At 58.8% G+C, this 13,670-nt stretch carries 17 protein-coding genes; 6 read left to right on the top strand and 11 right to left on the bottom strand.

Going from position 1 to position 13,670, the window contains the following annotated elements:
- Positions 1-50: 50 nt before the first annotated feature.
- Positions 51-1,334 (top strand): enterobactin transporter EntS, encoded by a 1,284-nt coding sequence (gene entS, locus ACSBQS_RS08370; protein ID WP_434990237.1) that lies wholly within the window; start codon positions 51-53, stop codon positions 1,332-1,334.
- Positions 1,335-1,338: 4 nt separating this feature from the next.
- Here entS and ACSBQS_RS08365 read toward each other — a convergent pair whose 3' ends face one another.
- Positions 1,339-1,698: a winged helix-turn-helix transcriptional regulator gene (locus tag ACSBQS_RS08365; protein ID WP_033643111.1), complete on the bottom strand. Its 360-nt coding sequence runs from the start codon at positions 1,696-1,698 to the stop codon at positions 1,339-1,341.
- A 101-nt stretch (positions 1,699-1,799) separates the two neighbouring features.
- On the opposite strand from ACSBQS_RS08365, the gene ACSBQS_RS08360 reads away from it, so the two are divergent.
- The gene (locus ACSBQS_RS08360; RefSeq protein ID WP_033643110.1) at positions 1,800-2,354 is read left to right on the top strand and encodes an NAD(P)H-dependent oxidoreductase; all 555 of its coding nucleotides are present in this window, start codon (positions 1,800-1,802) and stop codon (positions 2,352-2,354) included.
- Positions 2,355-2,445: 91 nt separating this feature from the next.
- Positions 2,446-3,096, top strand: coding sequence for a LysE family translocator (locus tag ACSBQS_RS08355; protein WP_197666482.1), 651 nt, complete (start codon positions 2,446-2,448; stop codon positions 3,094-3,096).
- Positions 3,097-3,111: 15 nt separating this feature from the next.
- On the opposite strand, the gene ACSBQS_RS08350 is transcribed toward ACSBQS_RS08355, so the two are convergent.
- Positions 3,112-3,888, bottom strand: a complete 777-nt coding sequence (locus ACSBQS_RS08350) for an NAD(P)H-dependent oxidoreductase (protein ID WP_197749837.1) — start codon at positions 3,886-3,888, stop codon at positions 3,112-3,114.
- A gap of 84 nt (positions 3,889-3,972) precedes the next feature.
- On the opposite strand from ACSBQS_RS08350, the gene ACSBQS_RS08345 reads away from it, so the two are divergent.
- Positions 3,973-4,866, top strand: coding sequence for a LysR family transcriptional regulator (locus ACSBQS_RS08345; RefSeq protein ID WP_049207586.1), 894 nt, complete (start codon positions 3,973-3,975; stop codon positions 4,864-4,866).
- A gap of 22 nt (positions 4,867-4,888) precedes the next feature.
- On the opposite strand, the gene ACSBQS_RS08340 is transcribed toward ACSBQS_RS08345, so the two are convergent.
- The 5 genes from ACSBQS_RS08340 to ACSBQS_RS08320 all read right to left on the bottom strand — a co-directional run bounded on the left by ACSBQS_RS08340 (position 4,889) and on the right by ACSBQS_RS08320 (position 9,964).
- Positions 4,889-5,050 (bottom strand): hypothetical protein, encoded by a 162-nt coding sequence (locus ACSBQS_RS08340; RefSeq protein ID WP_182074138.1) that lies wholly within the window; start codon positions 5,048-5,050, stop codon positions 4,889-4,891.
- A gap of 141 nt (positions 5,051-5,191) precedes the next feature.
- Positions 5,192-7,258 (bottom strand): TonB-dependent copper receptor, encoded by a 2,067-nt coding sequence (locus ACSBQS_RS08335; RefSeq protein WP_108680744.1) that lies wholly within the window; start codon positions 7,256-7,258, stop codon positions 5,192-5,194.
- A gap of 223 nt (positions 7,259-7,481) precedes the next feature.
- Positions 7,482-7,889, bottom strand: coding sequence for a DUF2946 domain-containing protein (locus tag ACSBQS_RS08330; RefSeq protein WP_072055803.1), 408 nt, complete (start codon positions 7,887-7,889; stop codon positions 7,482-7,484).
- 337 nt (positions 7,890-8,226) lie between these two features.
- A complete protein-coding gene (locus ACSBQS_RS08325; RefSeq protein ID WP_047026099.1) occupies positions 8,227-9,528 on the bottom strand; it encodes a PQQ-dependent sugar dehydrogenase in 1,302 nt (433 codons plus the stop codon).
- Positions 9,529-9,538: 10 nt separating this feature from the next.
- The gene (locus ACSBQS_RS08320; protein ID WP_342164655.1) at positions 9,539-9,964 is read right to left on the bottom strand and encodes a DUF2231 domain-containing protein; all 426 of its coding nucleotides are present in this window, start codon (positions 9,962-9,964) and stop codon (positions 9,539-9,541) included.
- Positions 9,965-10,132: 168 nt separating this feature from the next.
- On the opposite strand from ACSBQS_RS08320, the gene ACSBQS_RS08315 reads away from it, so the two are divergent.
- Positions 10,133-10,591 carry a YbaK/EbsC family protein gene (locus tag ACSBQS_RS08315; protein ID WP_047026100.1) on the top strand — a complete coding sequence of 153 codons (459 nt, stop codon included), beginning with the start codon at positions 10,133-10,135 and terminating at the stop codon, positions 10,589-10,591.
- Between the two features lie 80 nt (positions 10,592-10,671).
- Here the strand turns inward: ACSBQS_RS08315 and ACSBQS_RS08310 are convergent, their stop codons facing one another.
- Complete coding sequence (locus tag ACSBQS_RS08310; RefSeq protein ID WP_033643102.1) at positions 10,672-11,049, bottom strand: VOC family protein; 378 nt, start codon at positions 11,047-11,049, stop codon at positions 10,672-10,674.
- Between the two features lie 24 nt (positions 11,050-11,073).
- On the opposite strand from ACSBQS_RS08310, the gene ACSBQS_RS08305 reads away from it, so the two are divergent.
- Positions 11,074-11,289, top strand: coding sequence for a hypothetical protein (locus ACSBQS_RS08305; RefSeq protein ID WP_197754678.1), 216 nt, complete (start codon positions 11,074-11,076; stop codon positions 11,287-11,289).
- A 240-nt stretch (positions 11,290-11,529) separates the two neighbouring features.
- On the opposite strand, the gene ACSBQS_RS08300 is transcribed toward ACSBQS_RS08305, so the two are convergent.
- From ACSBQS_RS08300 to ACSBQS_RS08290, 3 genes are all read right to left on the bottom strand, one after another.
- Entirely contained in the window at positions 11,530-11,919 is a 390-nt protein-coding gene (locus tag ACSBQS_RS08300) for a hypothetical protein (RefSeq protein WP_197776309.1), read from the bottom strand.
- Positions 11,920-11,925: 6 nt separating this feature from the next.
- Complete coding sequence (locus ACSBQS_RS08295; protein ID WP_033643099.1) at positions 11,926-12,306, bottom strand: DUF4440 domain-containing protein; 381 nt, start codon at positions 12,304-12,306, stop codon at positions 11,926-11,928.
- A gap of 229 nt (positions 12,307-12,535) precedes the next feature.
- Positions 12,536-13,546, bottom strand: a complete 1,011-nt coding sequence (locus ACSBQS_RS08290; RefSeq protein WP_069100158.1) for a LacI family DNA-binding transcriptional regulator — start codon at positions 13,544-13,546, stop codon at positions 12,536-12,538.
- Positions 13,547-13,670 lie beyond the last annotated feature (124 nt).

Raw genomic sequence — 13,670 nt, 5'->3', positions numbered from 1 at the left:
GGCCGGGGCGTGCGCCACGGCCCGTACTAAAACATGATATGCAGGACACTATGGCCAGACCTTCTTTTTTTCTTGATTTCAGTTTGCTGAGAAGCAATGCGCATTTTCGTGCGATTTTCTGCGCCCGCATGCTGTCGGTGTTTTCACTCGGCATGCTGGCGGTGGGGGTGCCGATTCAGATCCAGGCGATGACCGGCTCCACGTTGCAGGTGGGCGTGGCGGTGGCGCTGGACGGCGTAGGCATGTTTATCGGCTTGATGTTGGGCGGGGTGCTCGCCGATCGCTACGATCGCCGCAAGCTGATCCTGTTCGCGCGCGGCACCTGCGGGCTGGGCTTTGTCGCCCTGAGTCTGAATGCCTTCGCGCCGGCCCCGTCGCTGTGGGCGCTCTACCTGCTGGCGGCCTGGGACGGGTTCTTCGGCGCGCTCGGCATGACGGCGCTGATGGCGGTGATCCCGCTGCTGGTCGGGCGCGAAAACCTGGCGGCGGCGGGGGCCTTGAGCATGGTGACGGTGCGCATCGGCGCGATCCTGGCGCCGGCGCTGGGGGGGATCATCATCGTGTTCGGCGGCGTCGGTCTCGCCTTCGCCGTCGCGGCGGCAGGGACGCTGGGCACCCTGGTCCCGCTGGTGCGCTTGCCGACGTTGCTGCCGCAGCAGCAGGAGCTGGAACACCCGCTGCGCGCGCTCGCCAGCGGCTTCCAGTTTGTCTGGCGCAATAAGGTGGTCGGCTCGGTGGTGCTGCTGGGGATGCTGATGAGCATCGTCGGCGCCGTCAGGGTACTGTTTCCGGCGCTGGCGCAGGACGCTTACCACGTCGGCGCGTCCTCTATTGGCCTGATGTACTCCGCAGTGCCGCTCGGTGCGATGCTGGGCGCGCTGACCAGCGGCTGGGTGGGGCGTTTCCCTCGCCCTGGGGTGCTGATCCTGATCGCCGCTATCGTCGCGTTTACTGCCATCGCGTCACTGGGGCTGTTCAGTCACCTGGCGCCGGCGCTGCTGGCGCTGGTGTGCTACGGCTACGCCAATGCCATCGCCTCGCTCTTGCAGTTCATGCTGATCCAGAGCAATACGCCGGATCATCTGCTGGGGCGGGTGAATAGCCTCGGCACCGCGCAGGACGTGACCGGCGATTCGATAGGCGCGCTGGGGCTCGGCGTACTGGGCAGGGTGTTCACCCCGTTGATGAGCGTGCTGTCGTTTGGCGCATTCGCCGCCTTGCTGGGCGTGCTGGTGGCCTTCAGCGTGCGCACGCTGCGCCAGTGCCGGCCGGCGGACGCGTTGGTCGAGCACGATGAGCCGGCTCCGACAACCTCAGCGGCGGCGGACAACTAACCCCTCACGGCGCCGGCTGTTCCGGCCGGTGCCGCTCCCCCCAGTCGCACATCATGTCGATCACCGGGATCAGCGAACGCCCGCGCTCGGACAGGCTGTACTCCACCTTGGGCGGGATCTGCGGATACTCCTTTCTTACCACTAGCCGGTCTTTTTCCAGCTCTTTCAACGTCGAGCTCAGCGTCTTATACGAAATGGTGCCGATGCAGCGTTGCAGTTCGTTGAACCGCAATACCGGCTTATACAAGGCCAGCCAGTAGAGAATAATCATTTTGTATTTACCGTTGATCACCGACAGGGTGTAGCCATAACCGGTGTCTTCAAGGCTGATGCCCGTAGGGCTGCAGTGGGATTCGGCGGTCATTTACACTTTCTCCAGGGTAAGTATGTGTCGTGAGTGTGCGTATTTTACATTCTGTCAGCATACCCTAAGATGCGTCGAAACACCTGACTGGAGAGATCAGTATGAAAACGTTGGTGGTAGTGACACATCCCGATATGGCGAACTCGGTGGTCAACAAACGTTGGCTGGAGGAACTGCGGCGCTATCCGGCGCTGTATACCGTGCACGAACTGCATCAGGCCTATCCGGACTGGCAGATAGACGTCGCCAAAGAACAGCAGTTGATTGAAGCGCATGACAACATCGTGCTGCAGTTCCCGATTTACTGGTTCAGCAGCCCGCCGCTGCTGAAAAAATGGCTGGACGACGTGCTCACCTACGGCTGGGCCTACGGTTCTCGCAGTGGCTATAAGATGCAGAACAAGAAACTGGCGCTGGCGGTCACGGCGGGCGTACGCGCAGAAGATTACGCGCGTGAAGGGCGTTATCGCTACTCGCTGGAGGAGATTTTCCGGCCGTTTGAAGTGACCGCCGATTACGTGCGGGCCGACTATGCTTCGTTCTTTGCCTTTTACGGCAAGGAAGCCGCTTCGGACGGGACGGCAGAGCAGGTTCAGCAGCACGAGTTGGACAGTAGCGCGCAGGGCTATCGGGCATTTCTCGCCGCTCTGAATTAACGAGACTCCCCGGATGCGCCTGATAGTGCTGTTGCGAATGTCCGGGGAGGAATATGATTGCCGTATCCTTTGACTCGCCGGTGATAACCCCATGCCTTCAGCCGAAACGTTTATTGCTTTTCTTGTTGCACTTACCCTTCTGGAACTGTCTCCTGGACCGGACATGATGCTCACGTTGGCCCGAGGTATCGGCCAAGGCCGCCGTATCGCGCTGCTCAATGTTTTCGGCATGGTTTTTGTCGCCGGTATGGTGCAGGTTTCCATGCTGGTGCTCGGCCTCGCCACGCTGCTGCATGCTTATCCGCTGGCGTTGGACGTATTGCGTTGGGTTGGGGCCGCCTATCTGGTCTGGCTGGGGATAAAAATGCTGAAGGTAAGCCGGCAGCGTTCCGATGCCGTGCGAAACCCCCGGATGATGACCGAGTGGCAGGCGGTGAAAGAAGGAGCGATTAACAGCCTGACCAACCCTAAGTCGCTGCTGTTCATGTTTGCTTTCCTCCCGCAGTTTGTTAACCCTGAAACCGGGCCGGTTTGGCTGCAATTGCTCGTTTTAGGTTCCATTCAGAAGCTGGCCGGGATCCTTTCGCTGGGTTCTGTCGCTATGGCCTCCGGCACCGTGGGACAATGGCTCGCCCGCAATCCCCGGTTGTTGGTGTGGCAGCAGAGATTCACGGGCTTGGTCATGATGGGATTGGGCGCCAAACTCCTCCTCGGGGGCGGCGCTGCGTCAGCGCCGCGATAAGGGGAGCGGCTCGCGCTATTTCAGGTGAATGCTAAAACCGTCTTGCCCTGGCGCGAGATGCGCTTTCAGCGTCAGCTGCGGGATCAGGTAGTCACCGGCGTTCTGCCACCGAAACGGAATCGGCTCGGTGTGCCACAGATTATCGAGCCGCTGTCCGAGCTGCTCGCACAGGGCGGCGAAGCGCGTCTCGTCGGTCTTTCCGGCGCGATAGGTGACGAACGGCGGCAACACCTCGAACCCCGGGTAATGCAGCATGCCATGCTGGATAGGAAACAGAATATCGTCGATCGGCCCGTTGACACCGCGCGGGGCGTAATGGGATTCCCACCCGCCGGCGCTGACGAGCAGCATCGCCCGTTTGCCCGCCAACATACCCTCGCCGTAACGGTCGCCCCAATGCGTATCGGAATGCTCACCGACGCCATAGGCAAAACCATAGGCATAGACACGATCGAACCAGCCTTTCAGAATCGCCGGCATCGAGAACCACCACAGCGGAAACTGCAGCAGCACCGCGTCCGCCCAGCGCAGCTTTTGCTGTTCCCGTTCGATATCGGCGCTCTGCACGCCGTTGGCGAACGCGCGCTGGGAATCCAGCGAAGGAACGAAACGGGGCCCTGATGCGCCTTCCAGGCTGTCGTCGGCGTCGATCGCCGCTTTCCACTTCATGGCGTACAGATCGGACACCTGTACCTGATGGCCGGACTGCGTCAGACGCTCAACGGCGAAGTTTTTCAGTGAGCCGGTCAGCGACTGTGGCTCCGGGTGGGCGTAAACAATCAGCACATTCATAACAACGCTCCTTGGGGTGAGAGCTGCAGGTTAGGGCATCACAAGGTATATTAGAAATGAATTGCCGTTATCACAGGTATAACCATGAATAATTTAAGGCGGCTGGATCTCAACCTGCTGGTGACGCTCGACGCGCTGCTGGCGGAGCACAACGTCACGCGCGCGGCGCAGCGACTCAATTTCTCTCAGCCGGCGGTCAGCGTGCATCTCGCCAAACTGCGGGCGATCTTTGACGATCCTCTGCTGTTGCCCGGCCCGCGCGGCATGCGTCCGACTGCCAGAGCGGAGCAACTGCGGGAACCGCTGCGTCAGGCGTTGGCGGCGCTTGAGTTGGCGGTGACGCCGGCGACGCCGTTCGATCCCGCCGTGGCGACCGATACCTGGCGTGCGGCCGCCTTCGACTACGGCGAATCCACCATCGTCCTGCCAGCGCTGAACGGTTTGCGCACGGCGGCGCCCGGCACCCGGCTGGCGGTGCTGGAGACCGCGCCGTCACGCATCGCCAAACTGGCGGAACAGGGGGAGATCGATCTGGCGTTTCACACCCGCGAAGGGGCGCCGCCCGGTCTGCGTCAGCGCACGCTGTTCAGTGAACGCTATGTGCTGGTGGGCAGAATCGGCCATCCCAAGCTGCATGAAAACCTGACGCTGGCGCAATTTTGCCGATTGGAGCAGGTGATGGTCTCACCGGACGGCGGCGGGTTCTACGGCATCACCGATCGGGCGCTGGCGGACGTGGGGCTGACGCGGCGCGTGGTGCTTTCCGTGCCGCATTTTCTCTTCGTTATCTCGGTGCTGACGCAGTCCGATTTGGTGGCGATGCTGCCGGAGCGGCTGGTGCGCAACCAGCCTTTATTGCAACAGCTCGAGCCGCCGCTGGCGGTGCCGGGTTTTGAAATGACCATGCTGTGGCACGAACGATCGCATCGGGATCCCGCGCACCGGTGGCTGCGCGAACATATCGTGCGGTCAGTGTGAGCGGGTTAAACTGCGCGGGAAATTACATGAACAGGAAGCGGTCGGCCAGCGCAACGCCACGCTCGAGGCGCGGTGGCAGCGCGTCGTCGCGATCGTCAGGCTGAGCAGCCTGCGGCGCGGCGTCTTCGGCTTTTTCAATCATCAGCTCGCCGAGCAGGGCCAGAAAACGAGTGAGCTTTTGCATATTCCCTCCGGATCGTTGATTACGTTGAGAGTGATAGTAATCGCCGCTAAACCGAATGGGAAAAACTTAAAACTCATATCCTAAGAACCGGATCGCATATCGCGTAACCGGGCGACGGTTACCCATCGCCCGGTGAACGGCTTAGAAGGTGACGTTAACCTTGGCCCACAGGGTGCGGCCCGGTTCATTCACCGCGCTGTTGGCCGAATAGCCGAAGGCGCTGTTGCCCGCCAGGTTGAGGTGCTCGCTGTAGGTCTTGTTCAGTATATTATCCAGACCGGCGCTCAGCTTGACGTTTTTATTCACCTTGTAGGCGGCGTTGGCGGAGAGCACGCCGAAGCCGGCGCTTTCGGCAAAGTCTTTGCCTACTACGTTGCCTTCGTTGATCGCCACGCGGTGCTGGCTGCTGACCAGACGCCACAGGCCGGTGCCGCTCCAGTCGCCGTACTCATAGGTCAGCCCCAAGCGTGCCTCCAGCGGCGGGATCTGCGGCAGCGGGCGACCGTCGCTGGTGTTTTTCCCCCAGGAGTAGGCCAGGCTGGCGTCGGTTTTCCAGTGCTCGCTCAGTTGATAACCCATGCCCATTTCGCCGCCCATAATGTTGGCGTTGACGTTATCGGCCTGGCTGAGACGCGCATTGTGCGGATCGTATTTGAACAGGATGAAATCATCGACGCGGCCCACATACGCGGAGACCCAGCCGTTGAAGCGCTTGCCGTTGTACTGCGCGCCGATGTCGAGCTGCGTGGTTTTCTCGCTCTTGACGCTGGAGAACGGATCCTTGCTGCCGTTCGGACCCAGCTTCGGCGAGAACAGCTCCCAGTAATCCGGGAAGCGCTCGGTATAGCCGACGCCGGCATACAGCATCAGCGGCAGCTCGGCCAGCGTATGCTCCAGGCGCATAAAGCCGCTCGGCAGGGTGTCTGAACGTTCCACATCGCTGCCGCTGCGGAAGTTCTCCACCAGGGTGCGATCGAGACGCGCGCCGCCGATCAGCTTATCCTGCTCGCTGGTGGACCATGTCAGCTCGCCGAAGGCGCCGTAGCTGTTGAACTGGGCGTCTTTTTCCCAGCTGCCGCGGCTCATGCTGCGGTGGGTATTGGTCTGCGTGTCCAGGCCGCTTTCAAGCTTCACGTCCTGCCACTGCCAGGTGCCCATCACACGGCCGCCGACGGTGCGGCGATCGAGCTGCATCGTCATGCCGGAAGACATCATGTGCCCGCCGTGGCCCCCCATGCTCATGCCGCCATGCCCACCGTGGCCGCCCATGCCGCCGCTGCCCGGCGAGCGCAGGGTCACGTTGTCCATCACGTGGTTGGCGTAGTTGTAGTAGACTTGCGCTTCCAACTTATCCAGCACCTCGCCGATGTTGGATTTCTCCACCCGCATGCCCAGGCTTTCGCGTTTGAACTGCGAACCGTCCATGCTGCGGCCGGCATAGCGCGCTTCGCCGTTGCCGCGCCCCATCGTCACTTCCAGCAGCGTGTCGGCATCCGGCGTCCAGCCGAGCGCCAGATCGCCGTTCCATTTGTCCCAGCGCGATGGCACGCGCGTATTCGTTCCGTCCTGGTAATCGTTGGCGCGCGACTTGTTGGCCATCACCCGCAGGTAACCTTGCTCGGCGCCGAGGCTGGCGTCGATATTCTCGTCCCAGCGGCCATTGGAGCCGGTCAGCACGCTGGCGTTGCCCTTGATGCCCGGCTTGTCGAAGCGCGGACGTTCACGTTCGAAACGCACCGTGCCCGCCGACGAACCCGGCCCCCACAGCACCGTCTGCGGCCCTTTGGTGATGGTCAGCAGATCGAAGCTTTCCGGCGAGATGTAAGAGGTGGGCGCATCCATTCTCGATGGGCAGGCGCCGAGCATCTCCGAACCGTCAGTGAGAATTTTCAGCCGCGAACCGAACATGCCGCGAAATACCGGATCGCCGTTGGTGCCGCCGTTGCGGATCTGCGAAAAACCGGGAATGGTTTTCAGATAGTCCGAACCGTCGCTGGCGGGTACCGGCTGACGCGGGGTTTTTGGTGACGTCACGATGGTCAGCGGAGAGTAGAGCGGTGCGGTGACGGTGATCACGTCGCCATCATTAACCTGTGCGTCGGTAGGGTGCTGATGCGCCTGCGCCGCGTGCCCGGCCAGCAGGAACAGCGGCATGGCGGTGGTGATTGCGCGGGTGACGGCGTTCTTTTTATAAGCGGGTTTAAACATCATCTTTCCTTAAGCTAACTTTTTTCCATTATTCTCCGGCGATTTATTCAGGCGTGGGGATGCCTGGTGAAAATCACCATCGGAAAATACGGGGGTTAATTCCCTCAACGTGGAAATAACCGGGCTAATAATGTCGTCTCAATGCATAACCATTGGGCGTATTAATTCCGCCATGTTGAAACGATCAACGGCAATACAGAAACGGCAATGGGGTATTGTTAAATCAGAGGAAAGGGATGGGCGGCGCGCGCGGCTGTAATTCGGTATGAACGACGTGGGCAAACAGGGGAACGAGATAATGAGTCGGCGGCGGGCGCGAGGCCAGAGATTGAGACCAGAACAGCGGGGCGTGGCTCACGTCCAGCAGCGGCGCGTGCAGCAACAGCACGCAGTAGCCGCAGGCGCTGTCGTCCATCATCATCGCCATGTTGTGGTGGCCGCCGCCGTGCTGCATCATCGGCGATGCGGCCTTTTCCGGCGCGGCCGGCGGCGAATGCATATCATGATGCATCGGCTTCGGCATCGCCATGCCGCAGTCCGCCATGACGGTCGTTTCAGCACTTCCGGCGCGCGCATGCTCCAGGGATCGCGAGACCACCGGCGCAATGAACAACATCAGAATGGCGAACATCCCTAACCAGGCGGCGGCCCGGTTACGTGATGCAGGGGGCTGAATTAACGACACAATCAACCTAAAAAAGGGTTAACACAGGGGAGGGAATTGTACTGGTTTATGTCGAAATGTTAAAACCTTTTATTTCTGATCAACGATCTGTTGATGAATATATTATCGGATAAGCGCTTTAATTCTGACCAAAGGCTATTTTCTTACGCCAATAACGTGACGGGGACAATATTAATGACGGAAAAACTGGCGAGCACGATTATTCCGCTTTATGACGATCTGGCTGGCGCTGAGGAGTGAGTGACAATGTCACGGGCGAGTTCACCGGAACCCGCCCGTAACCTTACTTCGCGCTGACGCGCCAGACAGTGTTGCCGACGTCATCCGCAACCAGCAAAGCGCCGGTCTTATCGACAGCCAGCCCCACAGGGGCGCCATAGAGTTCCTTCTCATTATCGGAGACAAAACCTGTCACCACGGCCTTGAGCTTGCCGACCGGTTTGCCTTGCTCAAACGCCACATAGCTGACCCGATAGCCGTTCAGCGGCGAGCGATCCCAACTGCCGTGCTCGCTGATAAAAGCGCCGCCACGATAGTCGGCCGGCAGAGCGCTCGCGGTGTAGAACAGCAGCCCCAGCGGCGCGACGTGCGAGCTGAGCGCGTAATCCGGCTTGATGGCTTTCGCCACCCGATCCGGCCGCGGCGGCTGTACCCGTCGATCGACGTGCTGACCGAAATAGCTGTAAGGCCAGCCGTAGAAACCGCCGTCTTGCACCGAGGTCAGGTAATCCGGCACCAGATCGGCGCCGATTTCGTCACGCTCGTTGACAATCGCCCACAGCTTACCGCTTTGCGGCTCCCACTGCAGCCCGGTCGGGTTGCGCAGGCCGCTGGCGAAGATGCGGCTGGCGCCGGAGGCGGTGTCCACTTCCAGCACGGCGGCGCGCCGGTACTCTACGGCCAGGCCGTTTTCGGTGATGTTGCTGTTGGAACCGACGCCGACATACAGCTTTTTCCCGTCAGGGCTGGCCAGCAGGGCCTTGGTCCAGTGATGGTTGATGGTGTCCGGCAGGTCGGCCAGTTCTTTGCCCGGATCGCTGATGCGCGTTTCGCCTGGCTGATAGGCGTACTGCATGATATTGCCGGTATTGGCCACGTACAGCGTATTGCCAATCAACTGGACGCCGAACGGGGAATCGAGCCCCTCGAGGAAGACGTGCTTTTCCCAGTTGCCGCCGGCGGTCGGGCGCAGCAGGGTGATGCGATTGCCCCCTTTGCCGCCTTTACCGGATTGGCCTTTCACCAGGCCGGCGATCAGCTGCTTGGGCGTGCTCACCGCTTCCGTGCCCGGCCCGTTGGCCTCCACGACCAACACATCGCCATTGGGCAGCGTGAGCAACTGACGCGGATGAAGCAAATCGTCTGCCACCTTATCGATTTTCAAGCCTTCCGCCACTTTCGGCGTCTGATCTTGTTGCCAGCCAACGCCCTTAGGCACCTGCATCGGCGGCATCAGAAAGTCTTGCGCCGCCGGCAACGTCGGGTCCGGGCCCATTTGTTGCTCTGGCGAAATGACGGCGCTGTTATCGCAGCCGGCCAAGGCCAAAACGGCGGAAAGGGTGAGCGCCAGAGATGAGAGCTTCATGAAAACCTCCTTATTTTGCGCGGGCGCCAAGGGCCAGCAGAATATTCGCCAGGCTGAGCAGCGCGACCACGATCGCAGACAGCACCAGGCCTTGGGGCACCACGGCATACGCATCCCGGCTATGCACGAAAGCGTTGATAATGGCGAGAACGATGACCAGCAAATTCAGCCAGAAATGGAGTTTGACCGACGCTCCCCGCAGCCGAGCGCTGCCGAACCATACCTGTACCAGGTTAATCAGGCGGGGAATGATGGCAAAAATCAGGCCGATGGCAATTAGCCAACTTGCGCCATTGACCCACTGAATATTAGCGGTACAGGCATAAATGATGTCGAAAATCAGCGCCGCGGTGAAAAATCCGTAAGGTATCGGGTTGAGCCATTCATAGACGGCCACTGCGGCCGCTGAGGGCCTTGCTGTCGTTTGCGTGGTCATGCAGGCATCTCCATGAAAAATGATGGGTAAAAAGGCCATTGGCCCCTTAAAGCTTTGTTCAGATCCAGCGATTTGAACAATTTTGATTCTCATTTTTAGCATGCGATGTTAAAACCGAAACCATCACTTCGGCATTATCAATGGTTTAGCAATATCAGGAGGCAGGGCATGAGCATAGAACGCGTTCAGCGTTTTCTGGCCGAGCACGCACCGGAGACGACGGTGACGGTGCTGGCAAAGAACACCGCAACGGTGGCGCTGGCGGCAGAAGCCTTTGGCGTGGAGAGCGGGCAGATCGCCAAGACGCTTTCGTTTCGCGTTAACGGCGATGTGGTGCTGCTGGTGATGGCGGGAACTGCCAGAATCGACAACAAGAAGTACAAGCAATTCTTCGGCGTGAAGGCGCGTATGCTGCCGGCGGAAGAGGTTGAAGCATTAACCGGCTATCCGCCCGGCGGCGTTTGTCCCTTTGCCGCACCGGAGGCGGTGAGGATCTACTGCGATCATAGCCTGCGCGCTTTCGATGAAGTGCTTCCGGCAGGCGGCAGCGATAACTCTGGCGTGAGAATTGCGCCACAGCGGCTGGCCGGCGTCACGGGAGCGGAGTGGATTGACGTGACGGGGTAACTAATAGTGACATCGTCACAATACGTTATGTTAAATACAGAGTCTTTTCTCTGTATAATTATTTGTTTTTAAATGGAAAACTAGGCTATCGCATTGTGGCAAACCGCCTCGATATTATGCCCATCCGGACCAATGACAAACGCCGCATAGTAGTGGGCATGATAATTGGGGCGTAAACCGGGCGCGCCATTGTCTTTGCCGCCGGCGCTTAACGCGGCGTGATAGAACGCATCGACCTGTTCACGGCTGCTTGCGGTAAATGCCAGGTGCAGATGCGCCGGTTTTTCATCGGTCTGAAACAGGCATAATGACACGTTACCCCGATCGGGACACAGCTCAACGCCATAATCGGGTTCACCTTCGGCAACGATCTTTACGCCCAGCGGCGCCAGCGCATTAAGGAAAAACGCTTTGCTCAGAGCAAAGTCGCTGACGCCAAATTTCACATGGTCAAACATGGGGATGTCCTGGAGTGTGGAAGAATGTTCCCATTCAGTATAGCCAACGCCATGAAGGCCACCGGAAACGGTGAAGACGAACGCCAGTACGCATTTGGCAGGCAGAAGTTGTTCATTTTTATGGCGCGTTTTGGTGAAATCTGCAGTATCGCAGTAGCCATGTTTTATCAGATTTCACGTAGCGCGATCAAAAAAGCGGGGGGATTTCGCCTCAATATCCGCAGAGATGTGTCGCTATAAGCATGCCCGGTCATCATTAATGGCAGAACGCATTTATCTATGCTCCTCAGTGGGTGGAACGTGATAAAGCTGAAACTTCGCGAGATATTGGCTGGCGTGTTAACGGCAGTCCATCACATCGGCAGAGTTGGCTGGCGGCCAAACCAACGATTGATAATTTTGCTGGGAGGTTAAGCGGCGTTGGAACGCCAAGTGGCGAAATCCTGGGAAGCGGCAAACGCACGCCCCACATGCATGCATTTACTGCAGGAAGTGAACAGGCGACAGGCATTGTGTGTTCAGAGATTTTTGCGCAAACATCATGGTGTCGCTCAGCAATAAGCGGCAATGGCAATGAAGCCTGCAGCGAAAACTCGACGGCTTAAGACCAGCTGAAAAACGAATTCGTTCAACGGCATGAGCAACGGGCGTTGAAATGGTTGGCCACAGGAGAAAACCCATGATCAAGCCAGGACGCCAGAATCCACGTATAACCACATGGGTGCGCATAATGTATATTATGTTAAATTGCATTGTTGGGTACGCACCGCCGTTAGCCTGGCCGTCCTTTCTCACCTCACCTTCAAGCCTTATCAGGCTGCTAACCTTTTTTATGTTTAAGCCCATCATCAGCCCGTTCAGTTTCAGCACCTCAGTTTAATCCTCGGTCGGTGTGCCCTGATGAAACCGCATTTGCCAACCGGCCTTTTCCGTCAGCATCCAAATCGACGACCGTTCTGTGCAACGAATGGCGTTGCCCTGCGCGTTGCGTTGAAAACTCTTATACGTCAGCAACACGGCGCCTTCACTGATTTTCGCCAGCGTAAAACCTTCGGCAACAATCTGCGGATGCTCAGTTTCCATTTCCAGCGCCGCAACGGTCTGGCGTTTGTCATAACGCAGACCTGAGCGAGCAATCTCTTCAAAGTCTTCATGCAGCAATGCCGCGACGCGCTGCGGATCGCGGCGCACCGATGGCTGATGCAGTTCAACCTCAAGCGTCTGGATTTGGCTAAACAACTTTGCAGAATGCGTCAAAATGCCCTCCTTTTTGATCGCGCTACGTGAAATCTGGCAAACTTCGGCAGTCAATCTACAACAGAATGACACTCGTGAAACCTGACTTTGCCATGGCGCCCCCAGCGGTACTCGCCACCGCTGGCTATGGGGCATCTGAAGGTAACACTTTCTCTTCTATAGAGTTTTTTTTATCGCGACGAGTTCTCATTAAACCTCCAAAGTGACGCCGTCACCAAAAGGAAAAACCTCACGCCTGTTTCTCTCCCAGGTGCGACCGCCGAACCCGCAATTCCCCATGCCGCCAGGCGCCGTCTGCCGTGGTGCGATTATCGAGCAGGCGATTCAAGGCTTCTTCGACCAGCCGGTCGATGCGTTGGCTGTAGCTGGTCAGCGCCCAGTTGGCTGATCCGGCCTCGTCGATATCGTCGAAACCTACCACGGCCATTGCAGACGACGGTGCCACTTGCCTGAGCGCTTCGAGCGCCCCCAGCGCCAACACGTCGTTCTCGCAGAACAGCGCCTCAACCCGCTCACTTTCCGGCGTTGCCTGCAGGTATTCGCTCATCAGCTGGAAACCGCGTTGGCGATCGTAGTGGCCAGCCGTGAGCACCCGATCCAGCTGAAAGCCAGAGGTTATCAGCCTATCGCGGTAGCCTTCCATGCGCAGCAAATGGCTACTTTGCGTGTCTGGCCCCTTCATGTAGCCAAATCGCCGATGCCCTTGTTCTATCAGCAACCCAGCGATCTCTTCGCCGGCGCGGTAACCGTCGATATTGACCACATCAATGTGTTCGCTTTCCGTATTGCGGCACACCTGCACCAGCGGGATCTGATGCAGATCTTGCGCGATCGCCGCCCACTCTTGGGTTAACACCGTCGCCAGGAACAAAATGCCATCGACCTGCAGCTGATCGGCCATCGCCATCACCGCCCGGTAGTTTTCCCCGGCGGTGATGTTCAACAGCAGCGCCATATAGCCGCGGGTTTGCAGTTGTTTGGTGACCATATCGAGCATCATCATCGAATGCGGGTTCTTCATCTCGTCGATGGCCACGCCGATGATGTGCGTGCGTTTTTGCGACAGGCTGCGCGCCAGCAGATTGGGTCGATAGCCCAGCTCGGCCGCCGCCGCCAGTACGCTTTCACGCGCGCTGTCTGAGATCGACGCACCGGGCGTAAAGGCGCGCGATACCGTCCATTTAGAGACGCCGGCCTTTTCGGCGACGTCGCTGGCGGTGGCTTTGTGGTGTTTCGTCATGGTTGCGTCGATCCCTGCTTCGGTGAAGTCACACTATAACCCTGCTCGCTCAGATCCCCTAAGCGCCTGCCGGCATACCTGCTGCGATTATGTCCCGTTTTTGCACCCGATTGCAATTTGTTAT

Origin of the sequence: Serratia sp. H402Y (assembly GCF_051172415.1) — a bacterium.
GTDB lineage: Bacteria > Pseudomonadota > Gammaproteobacteria > Enterobacterales > Enterobacteriaceae > Serratia > Serratia ureilytica.
Note: the sequence above shows the minus strand (reverse complement) of the source record. Positions and strands in the feature narration are given on the sequence as shown.